This window comes from Phyllobacterium sp. CL33Tsu (assembly GCF_900113985.1).
Taxonomy (GTDB): domain Bacteria; phylum Pseudomonadota; class Alphaproteobacteria; order Rhizobiales; family Rhizobiaceae; genus Phyllobacterium; species Phyllobacterium pellucidum.
Genome location: NZ_FORJ01000001.1, coordinates 1300093 through 1321548, shown reverse-complemented (window position 1 = coordinate 1321548; position 21456 = coordinate 1300093). Strand labels below are relative to the sequence as shown.

The 21456-nt window shown below is 61.0% G+C and carries 22 protein-coding genes; 17 read left to right on the top strand and 5 right to left on the bottom strand.

The window, feature by feature from the left end; genetic code table 11:
- Positions 1–48 precede the first annotated feature (48 nt).
- Both grpE and hrcA read right to left on the bottom strand, forming a co-directional pair.
- Entirely contained in the window at positions 49–753 is a 705-nt protein-coding gene (gene grpE / locus BM074_RS06405) for a nucleotide exchange factor GrpE (protein WP_027230809.1), read from the bottom strand.
- Between the two features lie 66 nt (positions 754–819).
- Entirely contained in the window at positions 820–1890 is a 1071-nt protein-coding gene (gene hrcA / locus BM074_RS06400; RefSeq protein ID WP_091920566.1) for a heat-inducible transcriptional repressor HrcA, read from the bottom strand.
- A gap of 127 nt (positions 1891–2017) precedes the next feature.
- Here hrcA and rph point away from each other — a divergent pair, with 127 nt between their 5' ends.
- The 13 genes from rph (at position 2018) to BM074_RS06335 (ending at position 12958) form a co-directional block, all read left to right on the top strand.
- Positions 2018–2734 carry a ribonuclease PH gene (rph, locus tag BM074_RS06395; protein ID WP_091920564.1) on the top strand — a complete coding sequence of 239 codons (717 nt, stop codon included), beginning with the start codon at positions 2018–2020 and terminating at the stop codon, positions 2732–2734.
- A gap of 12 nt (positions 2735–2746) precedes the next feature.
- On the top strand, positions 2747–3154 hold the full coding sequence (locus BM074_RS06390; RefSeq protein ID WP_027230806.1) for a VOC family protein: 408 nt from the start codon (positions 2747–2749) through the stop codon (positions 3152–3154).
- Complete coding sequence (gene rdgB, locus BM074_RS06385) at positions 3151–3798, top strand: RdgB/HAM1 family non-canonical purine NTP pyrophosphatase (RefSeq protein WP_027230805.1); 648 nt, start codon at positions 3151–3153, stop codon at positions 3796–3798. Before BM074_RS06390 ends, rdgB begins: the two co-directional genes overlap by 4 nt.
- A gap of 103 nt (positions 3799–3901) precedes the next feature.
- Positions 3902–5149 (top strand): radical SAM family heme chaperone HemW, encoded by a 1248-nt coding sequence (gene hemW, locus BM074_RS06380; protein ID WP_091920562.1) that lies wholly within the window; start codon positions 3902–3904, stop codon positions 5147–5149.
- 12 nt (positions 5150–5161) lie between these two features.
- Positions 5162–6061, top strand: a complete 900-nt coding sequence (rsmI, locus tag BM074_RS06375) for a 16S rRNA (cytidine(1402)-2'-O)-methyltransferase (RefSeq protein ID WP_091920560.1) — start codon at positions 5162–5164, stop codon at positions 6059–6061.
- The gene (locus tag BM074_RS06370; RefSeq protein ID WP_091920558.1) at positions 6058–6423 is read left to right on the top strand and encodes a YraN family protein; all 366 of its coding nucleotides are present in this window, start codon (positions 6058–6060) and stop codon (positions 6421–6423) included. Before rsmI ends, BM074_RS06370 begins: the two co-directional genes overlap by 4 nt.
- A gap of 371 nt (positions 6424–6794) precedes the next feature.
- The gene (gene cysG, locus BM074_RS06365; protein ID WP_091920556.1) at positions 6795–8246 is read left to right on the top strand and encodes a siroheme synthase CysG; all 1452 of its coding nucleotides are present in this window, start codon (positions 6795–6797) and stop codon (positions 8244–8246) included.
- Positions 8247–8264: 18 nt separating this feature from the next.
- Complete coding sequence (locus BM074_RS06360; RefSeq protein WP_027230800.1) at positions 8265–8579, top strand: DUF2849 domain-containing protein; 315 nt, start codon at positions 8265–8267, stop codon at positions 8577–8579.
- 20 nt (positions 8580–8599) lie between these two features.
- Complete coding sequence (locus BM074_RS06355) at positions 8600–10270, top strand: nitrite/sulfite reductase (protein WP_091920554.1); 1671 nt, start codon at positions 8600–8602, stop codon at positions 10268–10270.
- A complete protein-coding gene (locus tag BM074_RS06350; RefSeq protein WP_091920552.1) occupies positions 10260–11015 on the top strand; it encodes a phosphoadenylyl-sulfate reductase in 756 nt (251 codons plus the stop codon). The genes BM074_RS06355 and BM074_RS06350 overlap by 11 nt, the downstream gene beginning before the upstream one ends.
- Entirely contained in the window at positions 11012–11548 is a 537-nt protein-coding gene (locus BM074_RS06345) for a DUF934 domain-containing protein (protein ID WP_091920550.1), read from the top strand. The genes BM074_RS06350 and BM074_RS06345 overlap by 4 nt, the downstream gene beginning before the upstream one ends.
- A 31-nt stretch (positions 11549–11579) precedes the next feature.
- Positions 11580–12605 (top strand): NAD(P)/FAD-dependent oxidoreductase, encoded by a 1026-nt coding sequence (locus tag BM074_RS06340; protein ID WP_091920549.1) that lies wholly within the window; start codon positions 11580–11582, stop codon positions 12603–12605.
- 5 nt (positions 12606–12610) lie between these two features.
- Positions 12611–12958: a 2Fe-2S iron-sulfur cluster-binding protein gene (locus BM074_RS06335; protein ID WP_027230795.1), complete on the top strand. Its 348-nt coding sequence runs from the start codon at positions 12611–12613 to the stop codon at positions 12956–12958.
- A gap of 3 nt (positions 12959–12961) precedes the next feature.
- Here the strand turns inward: BM074_RS06335 and BM074_RS06330 are convergent, their stop codons facing one another.
- Complete coding sequence (locus tag BM074_RS06330; protein ID WP_174208292.1) at positions 12962–13525, bottom strand: L,D-transpeptidase; 564 nt, start codon at positions 13523–13525, stop codon at positions 12962–12964.
- Positions 13526–13666: 141 nt separating this feature from the next.
- Positions 13667–14605, bottom strand: a complete 939-nt coding sequence (locus tag BM074_RS06325; protein ID WP_091920547.1) for a nucleoside hydrolase — start codon at positions 14603–14605, stop codon at positions 13667–13669.
- A gap of 134 nt (positions 14606–14739) precedes the next feature.
- On the opposite strand from BM074_RS06325, the gene BM074_RS06320 reads away from it, so the two are divergent.
- Positions 14740–15162, top strand: a complete 423-nt coding sequence (locus tag BM074_RS06320; RefSeq protein WP_027230792.1) for an Hsp20 family protein — start codon at positions 14740–14742, stop codon at positions 15160–15162.
- Between the two features lie 56 nt (positions 15163–15218).
- Positions 15219–15476, top strand: coding sequence for a BQ00720 family protein (locus BM074_RS06315; protein ID WP_051614838.1), 258 nt, complete (start codon positions 15219–15221; stop codon positions 15474–15476).
- 18 nt (positions 15477–15494) lie between these two features.
- Here the strand turns inward: BM074_RS06315 and pncB are convergent, their stop codons facing one another.
- On the bottom strand, positions 15495–16802 hold the full coding sequence (gene pncB / locus BM074_RS06310; RefSeq protein WP_091920545.1) for a nicotinate phosphoribosyltransferase: 1308 nt from the start codon (positions 16800–16802) through the stop codon (positions 15495–15497).
- 257 nt (positions 16803–17059) lie between these two features.
- On the opposite strand from pncB, the gene BM074_RS06305 reads away from it, so the two are divergent.
- Together BM074_RS06305 and BM074_RS06300 are read left to right on the top strand one after the other, a co-directional pair.
- Positions 17060–18223, top strand: coding sequence for an efflux RND transporter periplasmic adaptor subunit (locus tag BM074_RS06305; protein ID WP_091920543.1), 1164 nt, complete (start codon positions 17060–17062; stop codon positions 18221–18223).
- A 9-nt stretch (positions 18224–18232) separates the two neighbouring features.
- Positions 18233–21364: an efflux RND transporter permease subunit gene (locus BM074_RS06300; protein ID WP_091920542.1), complete on the top strand. Its 3132-nt coding sequence runs from the start codon at positions 18233–18235 to the stop codon at positions 21362–21364.
- The last annotated feature ends 92 nt before the right edge of the window (positions 21365–21456 follow it).

The following is a 21456-nucleotide window of genomic DNA, read 5'->3' as shown; positions in this document are numbered from 1 at the left end:
GCATTCCGGTCAGGGAAATGCGGCTCCTTGGAACGTCGTTAAGACCGATCAGGCGTCTTTTTCAGCCTGCGGATTGATCGGGCCGGGTTCCGGCTGAGCTTCGCCGGCGGCCTGCTTGGGTCCGCCCCGCGACACGCCGACAAGCGCCGGCCGCAGCACGCGGTCGCCGATGACAAAGCCAGCCTGCGCAACCTGCACCACCGTATTATGCGGAACATCCGCATTCGGAATTTCGAACATCGCCTGGTGGAAGTTCGGATCGAACTTCTGACCCTGCGGCTCGATTTTCTTGACGCCGTGGCGTTCCATAGCGGTGAGCATGGAGCGTTCCGTCATCTCGACGCCCTCGACGAGGCCTTTAAGGCCGGCATCGCCGCCTGCAAGTGCATCGGCGGGAACAGCTTCGATGGCGCGCTTCAGATTGTCGGATACCGCAAGCATGTCGCGGGCGAAGTTGGCAACCGAATAGCTGCGCGCGTCATGGACGTCGCGCGCGGTCCGCTTGCGCAGGTTTTCCATATCTGCGGCAAGGCGCAGCAACTGGTCCTTCAGATCGTTGTTTTCGGCGCGCAGCGCGTCGAGTTCGGCGGTCGTTGCCTGCTCCTGGTCTTCCTCGGCAAGCGCATATTCCTCGGCCTTGCGCGATTTAAGAAAATCATCGGCAGCGCGCTTCAGCGCATCGCGATCGCGCGGATTCTTCAGGTCGCGCTGATCGAGATCCGGGGTGTCGTGAAGTTTCTTGTCTTCAGCCATCTATCCTGTCCGTTCATTTTTCGAAGTTGCGCTGGATATCGACGTTCGGCTCTTGAAAATCAAGTCTTATCGCAAAAGGCGGGATACGAGCTGGGCGGTATAGTCGACCATCGGCACGATCCGGGCATAGTTGAGCCGGGTCGGGCCGATGACGCCGAGGGCGCCGATGATGCGCTGCTCCGAGTCCCGATAGGGCGCGATCACCAGCGACGAACCCGACAGCGAGAACAGCTTGTTTTCTGACCCGATGAAGATGCGCACGCCGGGTCCCGCCTCGGCGAGGTCGAGAAGCTGTAGCGTTCCTTCCTTGGTTTCGAGATCGTCAAAGAGGTGGCGCAGCCTGTCGAGATCGGCCTCGGCGTTGATCGAATCGAGAAGATTGCCGCGCCCGCGCACGATCAGGCGCGGCGGCTGCCCGCTGCCTGCGCCGCCCCAGACCGCCAGCCCCTGTTGCACCAGATGTTGCGACAAGGCATCGAGTGCCTGCTGGGTCTCGTCCTTGAGCCGGCCGATTTCCTGGCGCGCCTCGCTGATCGTGCGGCCCTGGATATGCGCATTGAGAAAGTTCGAAGCTTCGATGAGCTGTGAGGGCGTCACGCCAACGGGCAAATCGATAACGCGATTTTCGATATCCCCGCTCTGGCTGACAAGAACGGCCAGGGCCTTGGTCGGCTCGAGGCGCACGAACTCGATGTGTTTCAGCGCGCCTTCCGCCTTGGTCGCAAGCACAAGACCGGCGCCGCGCGACATGCCGGAGAGGATTTGGCTCGCCTGCGTCAGCACAGTTTCAGTCGACTGGTCTTCGCTTGAGGCACGAACCTGCGCCTCGATCGAGTTGCGCTCAGCGGCGGAAAGATCGCCGACTTCCATGAAGGCGTCGACGAAGAAGCGCAGCCCAAGCTGCGTCGGGAGGCGTCCGGCCGAAATATGCGGTGCATAGACCAGTCCGAGATGCTCGAGATCGCTCATGACGTTGCGGATCGTCGCCGGCGACAGCGACACGGGGAGAATCCGCGAAAGGTTGCGCGAGCCGACCGGTTCGCCGTCGCCAAGATAGCTCTCGACGATGCGCCGGAAAATGTCGCGCGACCGCTGGTCAAGCGACTGATATGCCTCCGGTACCACGGCCCGTTTCATCTTGCCTCGTATGTCTGCTTGTTACAGCCCTGATATAAGCATTGTCCGGGCAATCATCAAAGCCTTTGCTTCGATCTGCCATCACGGCTAAAAGGCCGGACCACAGATTTTCAAAGAGGTCTTTCCAATGCGTCCTTCCAAGCGAGCCCCCGACGAGATGCGCGCCATCTCCTTCGAACGCGGCGTTTCCAAGCATGCCGAGGGCTCGTGCCTAGTCAAATTCGGCGACACCCACGTTTTGTGCACAGCGAGCCTTGAGGAAAAGGTGCCAGGCTGGATGCGCAACACCGGCAAGGGTTGGGTAACGGCCGAATACGGCATGCTGCCGCGCTCGACCGGCGATCGCATGCGCCGCGAGGCATCCTCGGGCAAACAGGGCGGTCGCACGCTGGAGATCCAGCGGCTGATTGCCCGCTCGCTGCGTGCGGTCGTTGACCTTCAGGCGCTTGGCGAAGTGCAGATCACGGTGGACTGCGACGTTATCCAGGCCGATGGCGGCACGCGCACGGCTGCCATCACCGGCGGTTGGGTCGCTCTGCACGAGTGCCTTCGCTGGATGGAAGCGCGCCAGATGATCAAGGTCGAAAAAGTGCTGAAGGACCATGTTGCGGCGATCTCATGCGGAATTTCCAACGGCACGCCGGTGATCGACCTTGATTATCAGGAAGATTCGACGGCACAGACCGACGCGAACTTTGTCATGACCGGCAAGGGTGGTATCGTCGAGGTCCAGGGAACCGCCGAAGGCGAGCCCTTTTCCGAGGAAGAACTGCTCGCCCTTATAAGTCTTGCCCGCAACGGCATCGGGCGGCTGGTCAACCTGCAGCAGATGGCTGTGAGCTAAAAGCCCGAGACCATGCGACCATCCGGTATCCTTGAAACGGCGCTTTATGTTACGGACCTTGCGGCCGCCAAGGACTTCTATGCCGGCATTCTCGGGCTCGAGATCATATTGGAGACGCCGAAGCGGTCCATCTTCTTTCGCTGCGGCGCCGGTGTCCTCATCCTGTTCGATCCCGTGCTTATCAACGAGCGCCCGCCCGGCAGCCTGCCTATCCCCTCGCATGGGGCAACAGGCCCGGGCCACGTCTGTTTCAAGGCGACACGGGATGAAATCGCCGGATGGAAATCCCATCTTGAGGCAAATGGCATCGAGATCGAAAGCGAGTTCGATTGGCCGAACGGCGCGCGCTCGCTCTACTTCCGCGATCCCGCCGGAAATTCGATCGAATTCGCAGAACCGAAATTATGGAATTTGGAATGAGAAAACTCGAAAAGGGCAAACTGCTCGTCGCAAGTCACAATCAGGGCAAGATCAATGAGATGATCGACCTTCTGGGACCATTCGGCTTTGAAGTGGTTTCCGCTGGCGATCTCGGCCTGCCGGAGCCGGATGAGACCGGAACCACGTTCGAGCAAAATGCCTATATCAAGGCCTATGCAGCGGCGAAGGCGACCGGCCTCGTTGCGCTCTCCGATGATTCCGGCCTTTGCGTCGACGCGCTCGGCGGCGATCCCGGCGTTTACACGGCGAACTGGGCGGAACTTCCCGATGGAAAGCGCGATTTCAGCCACGGCATGGAAAAGGTGGAAAAGGCCTTGCAGGATAAGGGCGCGACAAGCCCCGACCAACGCAGCGGGCGTTTCGTATCCGTCATCTGCCTCGCCTGGCCGGACGGCGAAGCCAATTACTATCGCGGCGAGGTCGAGGGCGAGATCGTCTGGCCGCCGCGCGGCAGCGCTGGCTTCGGTTACGATCCCGTATTCAAGCCGGAAGGCTATGAGGCGACCTTCGGCGAGATGACAGCTGAACAGAAGCATGGCTGGAAGCCGGGTGACGAAAAGGCGCTGTCGCACCGCGCCCGTGCCTTCCAGCATTTCGCCAGGGATTGTCTGGACGCAGGATGACCCGCAACGATCCGATCACACGCCGGAGTTTTGCAGTTTGGCTCCCACCCTTTCCCCGTCTGGGAAGGGTCATTGCTGTTCAACGGGGTAGGGGACGGGTCTGATGGCGTCCTTGCCAGTGATTCCCGCCGACCCGGACCTGCGGTCCGACCTTCTCCAAGAGTTCGAGGGTAAGGGAGGGCGCACGAAATCGCACCCCGACAAGGGCGAGAGCGGGTTTGGGGTCTATGTGCACTGGCCATTCTGCATGGCAAAGTGTCCCTACTGCGATTTCAATTCGCATGTGCGGCATCAGCCGGTGGACCAGAAGCGCTTCGCCGTTGCCTTTGCCCGCGAGCTCGCGACAATGCGCCAGCGCACCGGCGAGCGCACAGTGTCCAGCATATTTCTCGGCGGGGGGACTCCCTCGCTGATGCACCCCGATACGGTCGGCTCGGTTCTGGATGCGATCGCGCAGAACTGGCACGTGCCCGCGGGCATCGAGATCACCCTCGAAGCCAACCCCACCAGCGTGGAAGCGGATCGGTTTCGCGGCTATCGCGCCGCGGGCGTGAACCGGGTTTCGCTTGGCGTGCAGGCATTGAATGATGCCGATCTGCGCCGCCTCGGCCGCATGCATAGTGTCGATGAGGCACTTGCGGCGATCGGCCTTGCACGCGAAATCTTTCCGCGGCTGTCCTTCGACCTGATCTATGCGCGGCCGGACCAGAGCCTCGAGGCATGGCGGGAAGAACTTGTGCGTGCCATCTCTTTCGCCGCCGATCACCTCTCGCTTTATCAGTTGACCATCGAAGAAGGCACGCCCTTCTACAATCTTTGGAAGGCAGGAAAGCTCGTTACGCCGGATGGCGATCATGCGGCCGCGCTCTATGCCGAAACGCAGGATGTGACTGCAAAGCACGGTCTGCCAGCCTACGAGATTTCCAATCATGCCATTCCCGGCGCCGAGTCGCAGCACAATCTCGTCTACTGGCGCTACGGCGAATATGTCGGTGTGGGACCCGGCGCCCATGGGCGCTTTGTCGAGGACAATATCCGCGCCGTGACGATCACCGAGCGCCATCCTGAAACCTGGGTCGAAAAGGTCGAGGCAGCGGGACACGGCATTATCGAGGAAGAGCGTCTTGATCGCGAGCAGGAAGGCGACGAATTCCTGCTCATGGGCTTGCGGCTTGTCGAGGGGATCGACCTTGCGCGCTACGAACGCCTTACCGGCCACAGCGTCAAGGAGAAGCGGGTAATTTCCCTCGCCGAGCAGGGGCTTATCGAGTATGTCGGCAATAGCCGCATACGCACGACCCCGCAGGGCGCGATCGTTCTCAATGCGGTCATCGCCGATCTCGCGGCTTGAGGGGAAAAACAGGTGTCCGAAGCTGAAACCGGCGACCGGCATTATCAGATCGGCAGCGCCAGCTTCCGGGCTCGTCCGCTCGAGCCGGCGCTCTACATCGTGGCGACGCCCATCGGCAATCTCGGCGATATGACGATCCGCGGCGTCGAAACCCTTGCCGCCGCCGACATCATTGCCTGCGAGGATACTCGGGTGAGCCGCGTCCTGTTGGAGCGCTATGGCATTTCACGCCGCCCTTTCGCCTATCACGAGCACAATGCCGAAATCGCCGGCCCTAAACTGATCGAGGCGTTGCTTGCCGGTAAGAGCGTTGCGCTCGTCTCTGATGCGGGAACGCCACTCGTCGCCGATCCCGGCGGCAGGCTGGTGCCGGAGGCCAAGGCGGCCGGAATCCGGGTGGTGCCGATCCCCGGCGCCTCATCTGTCCTCGCCGCGCTGACGGCATCGGGCCTCTTCAAGGACTCATTTTACTTTGCCGGCTTTTTATCGTCGAAACAGGGACAGCGTCGCGCCCGGCTGGCGGAGCTCAAGGCGCTCGATGCGGCGCTGGTTTTCTTCGAATCGCCCAACCGGGCTGCCGCGACGCTTGCGGATATGGCCGATATATTCGGGGCGGAACGCCCGGCTTCCCTCTGCCGCGAGTTGACCAAGACCTATGAGACCATCGTCACCCTACCGCTGAAGCAGCTGGCCGAGACGTTCGCGCACGAGGATCGCATCCGCGGCGAGGTGGTTCTCGTCGTCGGTTCTCCCGTCGAGGATGCGAATATTCCCCGCTCCGACGAAGATGTCGACGCGTTGCTGCGCGCGCTTGTCCTCGAAATGTCGCCGGCAAAGGCGGCCGGAGAGGCGGCGCGCATGACCGGGCGGCCCAAGGGCGAGCTCTATCAACGGTTGCTGGCAATGAAATGAGCGCGCGGGGCGGCAGGCGCACGGCATACCGCCGCGGCCATTCCGCCGAGCGGCTCGCCGCGCTCGCCCTCATGCTGAAGGGCTATCGCATAGTCACCCGCCGGTACCGCACCAAGGTCGGCGAGATCGATCTGATTGCCCGCCGCGGCAATATCGTCGCCATTATCGAGGTGAAGGCACGGGCACGGCTCGACCAGGCGATGGACTCGGTAAACATCCTCGCGCAGCGCCGCATTGAGGCGGCAGCCGATCAATGGCTGGCGCGCCAACCGGATCAGGCGTTGCTGTCCGTGCGGTTCGATCTTGTGGCGATCCTGCCCTGGCGCTGGCCGGTACATGTGCCTGCAATTTTTACAAGCTGAGGGTCAGCTGCAATTCCCCAGCGGACCCGATGGCTGGCTCCAGATTGTTTCCATCGCGACGCCGTCAGAGTGTTGAGAATTTCATGGCGCCGAGATGGCAAAGTCGGCCGCGCCAGTTCTACCTAAAAAGGGTGCTTGCATTTTCTGATTAACACTATAAAAGTGGTCGTGTATCGGTTGAAATTGCGCCCGCTTTGTTCCACCCTGAGGTGAGCGGGGCTGCTTGCTGTTTGATTGATAGAACGAGAATCTGCAAGCCCCCGGTTTTTCAGAAATTCCATGCTCCGCCTTCAGTTTCGGCGCATTTCTGTTCCTTATAAACCGCTGACCTTTCATGGATAATCCCTGCAACCATTGGGATTATCGCATTCATGTCCATCAGCAAGACCCAGCTTTCTGTCTTTCCAGCCTTTTTCCGCGTGCGGAATGAAGTGCTTGTGGTCGTGGGCAATGGCGAAGAGGCGCTTAACAAAGCGCGACTGCTCGATCAGACGAATGCGGCAATTCGCGTTGTCGCCGATGCGCCCGAACCGGAACTCGCGGCCTTCCTGCGCGATGGCGGATATGAACATGTCGCGGAAAAATTTGCTCCCAAGCAACTGACCGGTGCAAAACTGGTCTTCATCGCTACCGGCGATGAAGACCAGGATCGAGAGATTGCCGCCGAAGCACGCCGCCAGCACATTCCAGTCAACGTCGTCGACCGTCCCGACCTTTGCGATTTCTTCACGCCTGCCATCGTCAACCGCGCGCCGCTCGCAATCGCCATAGGTTCGGAAGGCACCGGTCCCGTTCTGACCCAGATGATCCGCGCCCGTATCGATGCGGCGTTTTCGCCCCGCCTTGGCGATCTTGCGCGCCTCGCCAACGCCTATCGGCCCGCGGTGGAGCGGCTGGTCATGAAGGGCTTGCCGCGTCGTTTGTTCTGGCGATCATTTTTTTCCGGTGATGTCGCAAGCAGTGTCTACAACAATGATCTTGCCGGCGCCCAAGCGGCGGCGGCGGCGCTGCTGGGCAACCAGGAAACGGGCCAAGGCTATGTCTGGCTGGTCGGCGCAGGCCCGGGCGCGGAGGATCTGCTGACCTTGCGGGCTCATCGCGTCCTCATGGAAGCCGATGTCATCGTTTATGACGCGCTGGTGCCGGACGCGGTTGTCGGCATGGGCCGCCGCGACGCCGCGCGCATTTCCGTCGGCAAGCGCAAGGGCTGCCATTCGAAGAGCCAGGGTGAGATCAATGATCTGCTCGTCGCGCTCGGCCGCGAAGGCAAGCGCGTCGTGCGGTTGAAATCAGGCGATCCGCTCGTCTACGGTCGCGCCGGCGAAGAGATGGCCGCGCTTCGCGATGCCGGAATTTCCTTCGAGATCGTTCCCGGCATCACCTCGGCCTTTGCCGCGGCTGCCGATATGCAACTGCCTTTGACTTTGCGCGGCGTTGCCTCCTCGCTCGTCTTCACGACGGGCCACGACATGACCGGCGAAGTCCTGCCGGATTGGGCCCGCCTTGCCATCTCTGGCGCGACGATCGCCGTCTATATGGGCCGCAGCGTCGCAGCTTCGGTGGCAGAGCGGCTGATCGCCGCTGGTCTTCATGCCGATACCGGGGTTGCCGTCATTGAAAATGCTGGGCGGACCGACCGTCGCATGTTCCACGGCACGTTGAACGACCTGCCGTCGCTTGAGCGGCGCGGGGATTTGAGCGGTCCCGTCATGGTCGTCATCGGTGACGCCGTTGCTGGCGCCGCCATCGACAAGGCCGAGGCGCTTTCCGCCCGGAACCAGAATTCCGTGGCGCCGCGCCACCTTGAAACCAATGCTGCCTGAACGCGAAGGATCACGATCATGAGTGTCAAAGTTCTTACCGCAAATCGCCTGACCGACGGTGAAGCCGTCTGGCTCGGCGCCAATGGCGAATGGCTCGAACAGATCGATGGTGCGCTAATCGCCCGTCACGCCGAGGCGGTGACCGCGCTTGAGGAAGCGGGCAAGGCAGCGATCAAGTCCAACCTCGTTATCGACGTTAATGTGATCGATGTCGAAGAGCGCGGCACTAATCTGTATCCGCTGCGTCTGCGCGAACGTATCCGCCAACTCGGTCCCACCATCCGCCTCGATCTCGGCAAGCAAGCTGAAAAGCCCAAAGCCTCGGCCGCTTAAATTCCTGAAGGTTCGCATTCATGTATCGTTATGACGAGTTTGACCACGCATTCGTTTCTGCCCGCGTGGACCAATTCAAGGATCAGGTGGAGCGCCGTCTCGCCGGCGAATTGACCGAGGACCAGTTCCGGCCGCTGCGGCTGATGAACGGCGTCTATCTGCAGCTGCATGCCTATATGCTGCGCGTCGCCATTCCCTATGGCACTCTGTCGAGCCGCCAGATGCGCAAGCTCGCCCATATCGCCCGCCATTACGATCGCGGCTACGGTCATTTCACGACGCGGCAGAACCTGCAGTACAATTGGCCGGCACTGAAAGACATGCCCAAGGTTCTCGATGAACTGGCATCGGTCGAGATGCACGCGCTGCAGACCTCGGGCAATTGCATTCGCAACGTGACGGCGGACCATTTCGCCGGTGCGGCGGCTGACGAGGTCGCCGATCCGCGTCCCTATGCGGAGATCCTGCGTCAGTGGTCGTCGATGCACCCCGAGTTTTCGTACCTGCCGCGCAAGTTCAAGATCGCGGTGACAGGAGCCGAGCGCGATCGCGCCGCCATCCAGGTGCACGACATCGGCCTCCATCTAAAGAAGAACGAAGCCGGCGACCTTGGCTTTGCAGTCTATGTCGGCGGCGGGCAGGGCCGCACACCAATGGTGGCCAAGAAAATCAGGGATTTCCTCCCGGTGGAGGATCTCCTGACGTATACGACCGCGATCATGCGCGTTTACAATCTCAACGGCCGCCGCGACAACAAATACAAGGCCCGCATCAAGATTCTGGTGCATGAGACCGGGACTGAGGAATTGACCCGCCAGGTCGAGACCGAGTGGCAGGTGCTCAAGGATAGCGACCTCAAGCTGCCGCAGCAGGACGTCGATGCAATCGACAGCTATTTCCGTGCGCCCAACCTGCCGCAGCGCCCGGAAGGGTGGTCGGGCCTTGCCGCCGCGCGCAAGGCAGATCACGCCTTCGCGACATGGGTGGATCAGAACGTCACGCCGCACAAGAACCCGGATTACGGCGTCGTAACCATCTCGCTGAAGCCCATCGGCGGAATTCCGGGCGATGCAACCGACGCGCAGATGGACCTCGTCGCCGATATTGCCGAGAAGTTTTCGCAAGACGAGATCCGCGTCAGCCACGAGCAGAACCTTGTTCTTCCGCATGTTGCGATCGCCGATCTGCGCATCGTCTATGACCTGCTTTTGACCGACGGCCTTGCAACGGCCAATGCCGGGCTCATTACCGATATCATCGCGTGCCCCGGCCTCGACTATTGCGCCCTCGCCAATGCCCGCTCGATCCCGGTGGCTCAGCGCATTTCCGAGCGCTTCGGCCAGCCGGATCGCCAGGCGGATATCGGCGAGCTCAAGATCAAGATCTCGGGCTGCATCAACGCCTGTGGCCACCACCATGTTGGCCACATCGGCATTCTCGGCGTCGAGAAGAAGGGCGAGGAGCTCTATCAGATTTCGCTGGGCGGCTCGGGCGACGAGATCTGCACCATCGGCGATATTACCGGCCGCGGCTTCTCGTCCGAAGAGATCGTCGATGCGGTCGAGACCATTGTCGACCGTTATCTTGAAATCCGCAGCGACAAGGAGGAAACGTTCCTTGCCGCCTACCGTCGTGTGGGAGCCGCGCCGTTCAAGGATGCGCTCTATAGCGAGGCTGCAAATGCTGCTTGAGTTCAACGAGCAAACGGTGGCGGATGAAGCACGCTCGCTCGAAGCCCGGTACGGCAATCTCGAGCCGCTGGATGTCATCGAACTAGCCATCGACCACCTCTTCAATGAGGAGATCGCTGTTGTCTCGTCGTTCGGGGCGGAATCCTCGGTATTGCTTCACATGATCGCGCAGATCGATCGGGCAACGCCGGTGCTTTTTCTGGAGACAGGCAAGCATTTTCCCGCAACTTTGCGCTATCGCGACCAGCTGGTCAGCGAGCTTGGCTTGACTGACGTGCATGACATTCACCCGCTCAAGCAGAGCCTGAAGGATGAAGATCCCTTTGGCGCGCTGTCCATGACCAACAAGGACCGCTGCTGCTATATCCGCAAGGTCGAGCCGATGGCGCGCGCGGTTGCGCCCTATCGCGCCTGGATGACGGGCCGCAAGCAGTTCCAGGCCTCGACACGCTCCAGCCTGGCAATCTTCGAGTCGGTCGGCTCGCGCGTCCGTATCAATCCGCTGGCCCACTGGACCTCGGCCGACCTCAAGGCCTATATGGGCGCGCATGAATTGCCGCCGCATCCGCTGGTTGCCGAAGGCTACCGTTCGATTGGCTGCATGCCTTGCACGTCGCCGGTCAAGGACGGCGATGACGACCGGGCCGGGCGCTGGGCCGGGTCGGACAAGACCGAATGCGGTATTCACCTGACTGGCCTTACCGACCAGTTGAGCAATATTTCACTGACGGATTCGAATTTATGAGCGACATTTCCGAAAAGCCCGCTGGCGAGCTCTGGGGCCGCGAAGGATTTCGCGAAGATCCCTATATCACGGCTCCGTCTTTGGATGAGGCCGGCGACGCGCCGGCGGTCATCTTGCCGCTCGCCGTCTGGCTTGGTCTTGAGGACGATGTGCGTTTTGCAACGAACCGGCGCATCGGCGTATCCGTGGCGCCCGGCGAGAACATCGAGCCGCTGCTGGGCTTGCTCGACCGAATTCCGCTGATCGCCCTCGAATTTCCCGCCTTCAATGACGGGCGCTCCTACTCGAAGGCTGAAATGCTGAAAAATCAGCGTCACTTCAAAGGCGAGCTGCGCGCGGCGGGTGATGTCCTGATCGATCAGGTCGCCTATATGTTGCGGACCGGTTTCGATACGCTGAAGGTGTCGCATGCGGTCACGCTGGAGCGGCTTGCCGATCACAACCTTCACGATGCGCCGGTCTATTACCAGCCTGGCAGAGGATCGCATACCGCCCCCGGAACCTATAGCTGGCGCCGCCTCCCGGTCGCCTGAACCCCTTCACGACATCACCTGGAAAGCACTTATGTCCGACACGATTGAAACAGATGTGGTTATTGTTGGCGCGGGTCCCGTGGGCCTTTTTGCTGTGTTCGAACTCGGCCTGCTCGATCTTCGCGCCCATGTCATCGACATCCTCGACCGGCCGGGTGGTCAGTGCGCCGAGCTCTATCCTGAAAAGCCGATCTATGACATTCCGGGCCTGCCCGAGGTGACCGGTCAGGCCTTGACCGATAATCTCTTGAAGCAGATTGCGCCCTTTGACCCGCAGTTCCATTTCTCGACCATGGTAACCGCGCTGACCAGGCTTGAAGACGGCCGCTTCCGCGTCGAAACCGATGCGGACGAGGTGTTCATCACCAAGGTCATCGTCATTGCCGCCGGCGGCGGGTCGTTCCAGCCGAAGCGTCCGCCCGTGCCGCATATCGAGCATTATGAGGGAACGAGCGTCCACTATGCGGTTCGCAAGATCGAAGCTTTCCGCGGCCATGACGTCGTCATCGTCGGCGGCGGCGACTCGGCGCTCGACTGGACCCTTAACCTCGAGCCTGTGGCGAAATCGGTAACACTCGTGCATCGCCGCCCGGAATTCCGCGCCGCGCCCGACAGCGTCAACAAGATGTGGGCACTGGAGAAGGAAGGCCGCGTAAGGTTCCGTATGGGCCAGGTCAGCAATCTAGAGGGCGCCGACGGGCAACTGTCCAAGGTTGTCATCAAGGGCGCCGAGGGCGACGAGCATCTGCAAGCTGGCCGCCTGCTGCCGTTCTTCGGCCTCACCATGAAGCTCGGCCCGATCGCCGATTGGGGCCTCAATCTTGATCAGAACCTGATTGCGGTCGACACGGAGAAATTCGAGACCTCCGAACCCGGCATCTTCGCCATTGGCGACATCAATACCTATCCCGGCAAGTTGAAGCTCATCCTGTCGGGCTTCCACGAGGCCGCGCTCATGTCACAGGCGGCAAAGCGGATCGTATCGCCTGGCGAGCGTATCATCTTCCAGTATACGACATCATCCACCTCCCTGCAGAAGAAGCTGAAGGCAGCATAGGACTGATGAGCGACGACGCCCTCTATATCCACGTCACCGATCAGCACGGCAAACGCCATACGCTCGAGGCCCTCGAAGGCTTTCGTGTGATGGAGGTCATTCGCGATTGGGGACTGGACATCAAGGCCGAGTGCGGCGGCGCCTGCGCCTGCGGCACTTGCCATGTCTATGTCGGCGAGGATTGGACGGAAAAGCTTTACGAGCCACAGGATGAGGAAATCGACCAACTCGACGTGACTTTCCACGTCGAGGATAATTCGCGCCTGTCCTGCCAGCTGATCATGACGCCGGAACTCAACGGACTTGAAGTCACGCTCGCACCGGACACGCAGCGTGCTAGCGTCGCGGCCTAGCTTCTAGATCACAACGACGCGTGCGCCGAGCGGCACCCGCGCATATAGATCCATCACATGCGCGTTGATCATGCGGATGCAGCCATTGGAAACGGCGCGGCCAATGCTCCACGGCTCCGTCGTGCCGTGGATGCGATAATAGGTGTCGCGGCCGTTTCGGTAGAGGTAGAGCGCCCGCGCGCCGAGCGGATTGTGGGGTCCCCCCGACACGCCGCCGGCGTAGCGCGCATATTTGTTCGGCTGGCGGCTGATCATGCCCTGGGTCGGTACCCACCTGGGCCACACTTCCTTGCGCCCGATCTTGGCGCTGCCGTGGAAGGCGCGTCCGGCCCGGCCGACGCCGACACCGTAGCGCCGCGCTGTAAACCCGTCCTCGACCAGATAGAGAAAACGGCTGCGCGGGTCGATGACGACCGTGCCCGGCGCATAGGACGAATCGAAGGAAACATATTGCGGCTGGAAGACCGGGTTGATGACGAATGGTTTGCGGGCTGGCTTCGCAAGTGCTGCCTGCGGCGCTGCCGCCGCTGCAAGAACACCGGTCAAGAATAAGCGTCGCGTCAGCATCTCATCCCCCAACTTGGCTGCTGTCCGTCAAAGGACACTACACTTTTGGGAGGATTCTGTCCGGAAATTACTGAGCCATGGTTTACGCCGGCTCAACTTTTTGTGATGAAATGGCGGCCGTCAACGGCCGCCATCGGAGCGTCAGGAAATACGTCCTATGCGCTCGATCAAAAGGTCGAAGAAGCCTTCATCATCGACGTCACGGATGTAGTAAGCATTGTTTGGCCGGTCGGTAACGCCCCACCAGTCGACCACGGTCATGCCGAGCGTCAGCTCATTGGCTGTCTCCACCGTCACATTGCAGGTGCGGCCTCCATAAAGTTCCGGCTTGAGCAGATAGGCGATCACATTCGGGTCATGCAGCGGCCCGCCGTCGCTTCCATATTTTTCCTCGTCGAATCGCTCGAAGAATTCGAGGAGCTCGACGCAAGCATCGCCGGCGCGCGTTCCCATATTGCGGAAGCGGTCGACCCGCTTTGCCGTCGAAAGCGCCTTGTGCGTCACATCGAGCGGCAGGATCGTGACGGGAACGCCGGATTGCAGCACGATCTGCGCCGCGTGGGGATCGACGTGGATATTGAACTCGGCAGTCGGCGTTATATTGCCGCCTTCGAAGAAGCCCCCGCCCATGAGCACGATCTCGCGGATGCGCGGAGCAAGTTCCGGCGCCCTGATGAGGACCTGCGCCACGTTTGTGAGCGGGCCGAGCGCGCAGAGCGTGACGCTGCCTGGCTCCTCGCAGCGCAATGTCTCGATGATGAAATCGACCGCGTGCTGCGCTTGGAGCGGCATAGTCGGCACCGGCAGGTCGGGCCCGTCAAGTCCGGTCTTGCCATGAACATGTTCGGCGGTGATCAGGGGGCGCAGCAGCGGCCGATCCGCCCCGGCAAAGACTTTCGCATCGGGGCGGCCAGCGAGTTCGCAGATCTTGCGCGCATTGAGCTCAGTCAGCGCCAGCGGCACGTTTCCGGCGACTGCGGTTATGCCAAGCACGTCAAGTTCGGGGCTGGAAAAGGCTAGAAGGATGGCAAGGGCATCGTCTTGGCCGGGGTCGGTATCGATTATGATTTTACGCGTCATTTCCTACTTTCTCGCGACCTGGATCCGGCCCTCTCTTGAACTCCGTGATTCGATCGACCATATCATTTGGCAAAGGCGAAATGCTGTCGAACACGGGTTTCGCTTTTAGGTCGCTTTTATCAAGGACTGCACCAATGACACGAATGACGCCATTTTCAAGCCCCTTGCTGCTTGGTTTTGACTCGATGGAAAAGACGCTGGAGCGCATAGCGAAATCCGGCGACGGCTATCCACCCTACAATATCGAGCGCATACGCGGCGCGAACGACCGCGAACAGCTTCGCATCGTTCTGGCAGTGGCCGGTTTCTCCAACGAAGACCTCGAAGTCACGACGGAGGACAACCAGCTGGTCATTCGCGGCAGGCAGGCCGATGAAGGCGAACGGGAATATCTGCATCGTGGTATCGCCGCGCGCCAGTTCCAGCGGATTTTCGTACTTGCCGATGGAATGCGCGTAAGCGCCGCCTCGCTGAAGAATGGGTTGTTGTCGATCGACCTCGATCGGCCGGAACCCGAACGGTTGGTTAAGCGCATAAACATTGCGGTAGAGGACTGACCGTAGCTCTAACAGGACAGGGCTTCGAAATAGACTGTCCGAATATGGAGGCTGACATGCAAAACACTGTTCACAAAAGCCCGTTCTCGGATCTTGAATTTGCACGGCTTGGCGCCGGACAGGTCGCCTATATGCGCAAGGTCAAGACCGACGAGCTCGCCCACAGCTTTCCGGCGCTGCCGCCGATGACGCCGGGTGTCGAGCTCTGGGCCCTCTTTGGCGCCAATGGCGATCCGATCGTCCTCTCCGATGAGCGCGACAATGTCCTCGTCGGCGCCCAGGAACATGAACTGCGCACAGTAATGCTGCAGTAAAAATTGGATAAGCGTGGTTCAGACCTTGACGGCCTGTTCCACGCGATCCTCCGCCCCAAACACTTCCAGATAGCGCTTTATCTCCGCCGGATCGCCCGTCGCTTTCTTCGGGTTGTCGGAAAGCTTGACCGCCGGCCGACCATTGGTTTCGCTGACCTTGCAAACCAGCGAGATGGCGTTGAGCCGGTCATTGTAGCGCGGCGCGCAATCCTCGAAATCATTGGTGAGGTTGGTGCCCCAGCCAAAGCTCATGCGCACCTTGCCGCGAAAATGGTGATAGGTCTCCTCGATCGTATCGACATCGAGACCATCGGAGAAGACCAGCAGTTTCTGGCGCGGGTCCTTTCCCTTCGACCGCCACCAGGCGAGGATCTTTTCGCCGCCCTCGACCGGGGGCGCGCTGTCGGGGCGAAATCCAGTCCAGTCAGCCACCCAGTCAGGCGCATCGCGCAGGAAGGCGGCCGTGCCGAATGCATCGGGGAGCACAATCAGCAGGTTGCCACCATAATAGCGGTTCCAGTCCTGCAGGACCTTGTAGGGTGATTTGAGCAGCTCCGCCCTCGTCGTGCTGAGCGCCGCAAGCACCATCGGCAACTCGTGGGCATTGGTGCCGAGAGCCTCGAGATCATTGTCCATCGCCATCAGAACATTGCTCGTACCGGTGAAAGCAGGGCCGATCCCCTCCTTCAGCGCCTCGACGCACCAGCGCTGCCATAAAAACGAGTGGCGCCGCCGCGTGCCGAAATCGGAAATCCGGATATCGGGGAGCGCGCGCAGGCGTTCGACCTTCGACCACATCTTGGCCTTGGCGCGGGCATAAGTGACGTCGAGTTCGAAGCGCCCCATCTGTTTCATGGCGGCGCGCGAGCGCAACTCGTTGATGATCGTCAGCGCCGGGATCTCCCACATCGTCGTATACATCCACGGCCCATAGAAATTCAGGACGTATTGCCCGTCCTGCCGCGTAAGCTCATATTCGGGCAATTGGAAATTCGTCAGCCATTCGAGGAAATCCGGCTCGAATATCTGCCGCTTGCCGTAGAACGTATTACCGCCGAGCCAGATCATTTCCTTCTTGCTGAAGCGCACCGTCCGCGCGTGGTCGAGCTGGGCCCGGAGTTCCTGCTCGTCGATTTCATCGGCAAGCCGGACCCGCGTCGTCCGGTTGATCAGGGTGAAGGTGGCATCGACCTTGGGATAGAGCCCCCAGATCATCTGCAGCATCAGAAGCTTGTAGAAATCCGTGTCGAGCAGGCTGCGGACGATGGGATCGAGCTTCCATGTGTGGTTGAACACACGCCGTGCGATGTCGGTCTTGGTCGCCATATGGCCGCTCTCCTTCCGAATATTCCGCCAGCCATGTTGCACGGCAACTATCCGCCTTCAAGCGGAGCTGGCTAAATTCAGCGAAGCGGCTCTTCCATTAAATATTTGTAACCTCACCGAATTGTCATTAACGGTTCAGGCAAAGCACCCTATCTTTCGCTCCACATTCGCCTGTTCGCGCTCGATGACGCGTTGAGGTATAATCAATTTAGGCGCTGGCTCTGCTTTGACGCGGGACCGGCGTTTTGGAGTGACGTATGAAGGTTTGGAAACAACTGGCTCTGGCTTTGGTAATCCTTGGTGCTGCCGGGGCAGGCTGGCTGTACCTCTTTCCTGGCGCAAGTGATTTCCTGAAGAAGGCCGGCATCGATCGCGGCGCAACCACGGCGGCGACCGCGCCGGCCGGCGGCCAAAAGCAGAAGCGCAGCGGACAGCCCTTGCCGCTCGTCACGGTTCGTGCGGCCGCCGATGCGAAGATCAATGACCGGCTGACGGCGATCGGAACGGGCAAGGCCAAGAGCTCCGTCTCCGTCACGCCCTATGCCGCCGGCCGTCTTACCGAAATACTCGTTACCTCCGGCAGCCACGTGCAGAATGGCGACGTCATTGCCCGGCTCGATTCCGAATCGGAAAGCATCCTGGCAGACAAGGCGCGAACGGCCCTCAAGGATGCCGAGACCAAGCTGAAGCGCGCCCAGAATCTCTCGACGACCAACACCGTCTCGGCGGTCCAGGTATCCGACGCCGAACTCGTCGTTGAAAATGCAAGGCTGAACCTGCGCGAAGCCGAACTTGCCTTGGATCGCCGCGCCATCAGGGCGCCGATCGGCGGCACCGTCGGCATCTTCCCGATCAATGCCGGCAACTACGTCGTCACCACCACGCAGGTTGCCTCCATCGACGACCGGTCGGAACTCCTTGTCGATTTCTGGGTACCCGAACGGTTTGCGCCGGCCGTGACCATTGGTGCCGAGGTTTCGGCAAGCTCGATTGCCCGCCCTGGAGAATCCTTCAAGGGCGCAGTCAGTGCCATCGACAACCGGGTCGATCCGACGAGCCGTACGCTTCATGTCCAGGCGAAGATCACCAACCCGAAGGATACGCTCCGCGAGGGCATGGCATTCCAGGTGTCGCTCGGTTTTCCGGGCGAGACCTATCCGACGGTGGATCCGCTGGCGATCCAGTGGGGGACGGATGGCGCCTATGTCTGGCGCATTGTCGAAAACAAGGCATCCCGGGTGCCGGTGCGGATCGTCCAGCGCAACACCACCAACGTACTCGTCGACGCCGATATCAAGCCGGGCGACCAGATCGTCGCCGAAGGCGTGCAGTCGGTGCGGCAGGACGGTCTCGTCCAAATTCAGGGCCAGCCCGCTCCTGACCAGGCAAGTCCCTTGGCTTCCGTCGGCGAACAGGGCTGAGGCAGCGCCATGAGCAGCTCGAAAGGCCAGGCCGACTTTACCGCCCTTTTCATTCGCCGTCCGGTCCTGTCGCTGGTGTTGAACGCCCTGATCGTCGTTGCCGGACTGGCGGCGTTTTACGGCGTCGATGTCCGTGAACTGCCCGACGTCGACCGTCCTGTGGTGACCGTCAGTACGGATTTCACCTCTGCGGCAGCAGAAACAGTCGATCGCGAACTGACATCCGCCATCGAAGGCGCTGTTTCCCGCGTCTCGGGCGTCAAGTCCATTTCGTCGAGCTCGTCCTTCGGCAATAGCCGCGTGACGGTCGAGTTCAACGACAATGTCGACCTCAATGTCGCCGCCGCCGATATGCGCGATGCGATCAGCCGCATCTCCAACACGCTGCCCGACGAAGCCGACCCGCCGCGCATCGTCAAGGCGGATGCCAATTCCGACGCTGTCATGCGCCTCGCGGTCACGTCCGACACAATGGCGGTGGAGGACATGACGGTACTCGTCGAAGACCAGATCGAAGACGTGCTGGCCTCGGTTCCCGGCGTCGCCGATGTTCAGATCAACGGCAACCGCAGCAAGATTTTCCGCATCGATATCGACCAGGGCAAGCTTTCCGGTCTCGGCATGAACATCGCCGATATCCGCAACGCGCTGAACACCATGGCCTTCGACACGCCGGCAGGCCAGCTCAACAGCAATGACCAGAGCATTGTCGTGCGTGCGCAGGCGCCGGTGACGACGCCCGAAGATTTCGAGAACATCATCATCAAGAACCAGACGCGCATCCGCGATGTCGCCACCGTCACGCTTGGGCCCGATATCGGCACCTCGTCGCTGCGCGCCAACGGCAAGACCGGGATCGGCCTTGGCATTATTCGTCAGGCGCAGTCGAACACGCTCGACATCTCGAAGGGCGTGCGCGCCGCAGTGGAGGAACTGCAAAAGACGCTGCCGAAGGGCGTCGACATTCGGGTGACCAGCGATGATGCCGACTTCATCAACGGCGCCGTGCACGAGGTCGAGATCGCGCTTGGCGCGTCTGTCCTCATCATCATCCTGATCATCTATCTCTTCCTTTGGGATTTCAAGGCGACCTTGATACCGGCAGTCAGCATGCCTGTTGCGCTGATCGGCACGATCTCGGCGATCTATCTCGCTGGTTTCTCCATCAACATTCTGACGCTGCTCGCTCTCGTTCTCGCAACCGGCCTCGTCGTGGACGATGCCATTGTTGTCCTTGAAAATATCGTTCGCCGCCGCAACCAGGGCATGGGGCCGCGCGCCGCGGCGGTGCTCGGCACGCAGGAAGTGTTCTTTGCCGTCATCACCACCACGGTGACCTTGGCGGCAGTGTTCGTGCCGCTTTCCTTCCTCCCCGGGCAGACAGGCGGGCTTTTCCGCGAGTTCGGCTTCGTGCTCGCCATCTGCGTACTGCTCTCGGCCGTCGTCGCCCTGACGCTTTGCCCCATGCTTGCTTCGCGGCTCTTGAGCGCCAGCGAGCGGCGGCATGAGGAAGTTGCCCACGCGCCCGGTGTTGTCGGCCGCATTGGCAGCTGGTTTGGCGGCCTCTATGCGCGCATGCTGCATGCCTGCCTCGCCGCCCCGTGGATCGTCGTCATTGTCTCGGTCCTGTTTGCCGGCGCCGCCTTCGGCGCATTTTCGCTGCTCAAGCAGGAACTGACACCCACCGAGGATCGGGCCGCAGCCTTCCTGCGCATAACCGCACCGCAGGGCGTGAGCCTCGAATATCTCGGCGATGAAATGCGCAAGATCGAGGCGCTGATCCAGCCGTTGCGCGATGCCGGCGAGATCGAGAACACCTTCTCCATCGCCGGGCAGAACGGCAACACCAATCGCGGTTTCATGGTGCTGAGCCTTGCCAAGTGGAAGGAACGCCACCGCAGCCAGCAGGAAATCGTCGCCGACGTTTCGCGCCTTGTGCGCGATATTCCCGGCATCCAGGTCTTTGCGGCGCAGCCCAATTCGCTTGGCATTCGCGGGGCAGGCAATGGTCTGCAATTTGCCGTCGTCGGCAGCAGCTATTCGGACCTTGGGACCACCGCGGCGAAGATCGTCTCCGAACTGGAGAAAGACCCTCGCTTCGACCGGCCGCGCCTGACCAACGAGCCGACGCAGCCCCAACTCGCCGTATCGATCGACCGCGAGCGCGCCTCCGATCTTCGCATCGACATCAGCGGGCTGGCGGAAGCGCTGCAGTCGGTCCTTGATGGCTACAAGGTCGGCTCGGTCTATATCGAAGATCGCAGCTTCGACGTGAAGCTCGTCGCGACCATCAACCCGATCAACGATCCGACCGATCTGGAGAACGTCTTCCTGCGCACCGGCGATGGTCGTTTCGTGCCCATGTCGACAATCGCCAAGCTCACCGAGGTGGCAGTCCCGCCTGCACTTACCCGTGAACAGCAGATGCGTTCGGTTGCGGTCACCGCCGGACTGCGTGCGGATTTTGCCCTCGGCGATGCCTATAAGGTGGCGCAACAGGTGGCTGCGCCGTTGCTGCCGCCCGGCTACCGTCTCATTCCGCTTGCTGAAGCGGCGACGCTCGGCGAAAATTCGGCAAGCATGATGGTGACCTTTGGCTTCGCCCTCTTGATAATCCTGCTTGTGCTTGCAGCGCAGTTCGAAGGCTTCATCAGCGCCATCATCGTCATGGCGACGGTGCCGCTCGGTCTTGCCTGTGCCGTCTTCGCCATGGTGATGACGGGCACCAGCATGAACGTCTACAGCCAGATCGGCCTGGTGCTGCTCGTCGGTATCATGGCCAAGAACGGTATTCTTATCGTCGAGTTCGCCAATCATCTGCGCGACCAGGGCAAAGGCGTGCGCGAGGCCATCGAAGAGGCGTCAAACATCCGCTTGCGTCCCGTCGTGATGACGATGCTCTGCGCGATCCTCGGCGGCGTTCCGCTCGTCCTTGCCAGCGGCGCCGGCGCTGAAGCGCGCATCGCGCTCGGCTGGGTGATTGTCGGCGGGCTGGGTCTCGCCACCGCTTCGACGCTGTTCCTGACGCCGGTCGCCTATCTCCTGCTCGCGGGCTTCTCCAAGCCGAAGATCGAGGAAGAGGCGCGTCTAAACCGCGAACTGCTCGAAGTCGATTCTCGACCCCGCCTCGCCGCCGAATAGCCTTCTCCGCAACATTCCAACGCCTGTCTCGACGTAGACGGCCGTTGGTTGCAGTCTGCTCGGAAAAATATTGACCGTTTGATAAAAAATTT

Excerpts from the sequence above, each read along its gene's own strand:
- BM074_RS06305 (WP_091920543.1), top strand. The coding sequence starts at position 17,060 with ATGAAGGTTTGGAAACAACTGGCTCTGGCTTTGGTAATCCTTGGTGCT.
- grpE (WP_027230809.1), bottom strand. The coding sequence starts at position 753 with ATGGCTGAAGACAAGAAACTTCACGACACCCCGGATCTCGATCAGCGC.
- BM074_RS06330 (WP_174208292.1), bottom strand. The coding sequence starts at position 13,525 with ATGCTGACGCGACGCTTATTCTTGACCGGTGTTCTTGCAGCGGCGGCA.
- BM074_RS06335 (WP_027230795.1), top strand. The coding sequence starts at position 12,611 with ATGAGCGACGACGCCCTCTATATCCACGTCACCGATCAGCACGGCAAA.
- cysG (WP_091920556.1), top strand. The coding sequence starts at position 6,795 with ATGTCCATCAGCAAGACCCAGCTTTCTGTCTTTCCAGCCTTTTTCCGC.
- BM074_RS06315 (WP_051614838.1), top strand. The coding sequence starts at position 15,219 with ATGCAAAACACTGTTCACAAAAGCCCGTTCTCGGATCTTGAATTTGCA.
- BM074_RS06370 (WP_091920558.1), top strand. The coding sequence starts at position 6,058 with ATGAGCGCGCGGGGCGGCAGGCGCACGGCATACCGCCGCGGCCATTCC.
- rph (WP_091920564.1), top strand. The coding sequence starts at position 2,018 with ATGCGTCCTTCCAAGCGAGCCCCCGACGAGATGCGCGCCATCTCCTTC.
- hrcA (WP_091920566.1), bottom strand. The coding sequence starts at position 1,890 with ATGAAACGGGCCGTGGTACCGGAGGCATATCAGTCGCTTGACCAGCGG.
- BM074_RS06345 (WP_091920550.1), top strand. The coding sequence starts at position 11,012 with ATGAGCGACATTTCCGAAAAGCCCGCTGGCGAGCTCTGGGGCCGCGAA.
- hemW (WP_091920562.1), top strand. The coding sequence starts at position 3,902 with ATGGCGTCCTTGCCAGTGATTCCCGCCGACCCGGACCTGCGGTCCGAC.
- rdgB (WP_027230805.1), top strand. The coding sequence starts at position 3,151 with ATGAGAAAACTCGAAAAGGGCAAACTGCTCGTCGCAAGTCACAATCAG.
- pncB (WP_091920545.1), bottom strand. The coding sequence starts at position 16,802 with ATGGCGACCAAGACCGACATCGCACGGCGTGTGTTCAACCACACATGG.
- BM074_RS06340 (WP_091920549.1), top strand. The coding sequence starts at position 11,580 with ATGTCCGACACGATTGAAACAGATGTGGTTATTGTTGGCGCGGGTCCC.
- BM074_RS06355 (WP_091920554.1), top strand. The coding sequence starts at position 8,600 with ATGTATCGTTATGACGAGTTTGACCACGCATTCGTTTCTGCCCGCGTG.
- BM074_RS06350 (WP_091920552.1), top strand. The coding sequence starts at position 10,260 with ATGCTGCTTGAGTTCAACGAGCAAACGGTGGCGGATGAAGCACGCTCG.
- BM074_RS06360 (WP_027230800.1), top strand. The coding sequence starts at position 8,265 with ATGAGTGTCAAAGTTCTTACCGCAAATCGCCTGACCGACGGTGAAGCC.
- BM074_RS06390 (WP_027230806.1), top strand. The coding sequence starts at position 2,747 with ATGCGACCATCCGGTATCCTTGAAACGGCGCTTTATGTTACGGACCTT.
- BM074_RS06320 (WP_027230792.1), top strand. The coding sequence starts at position 14,740 with ATGACACGAATGACGCCATTTTCAAGCCCCTTGCTGCTTGGTTTTGAC.
- BM074_RS06325 (WP_091920547.1), bottom strand. The coding sequence starts at position 14,605 with ATGACGCGTAAAATCATAATCGATACCGACCCCGGCCAAGACGATGCC.
- BM074_RS06300 (WP_091920542.1), top strand. The coding sequence starts at position 18,233 with ATGAGCAGCTCGAAAGGCCAGGCCGACTTTACCGCCCTTTTCATTCGC.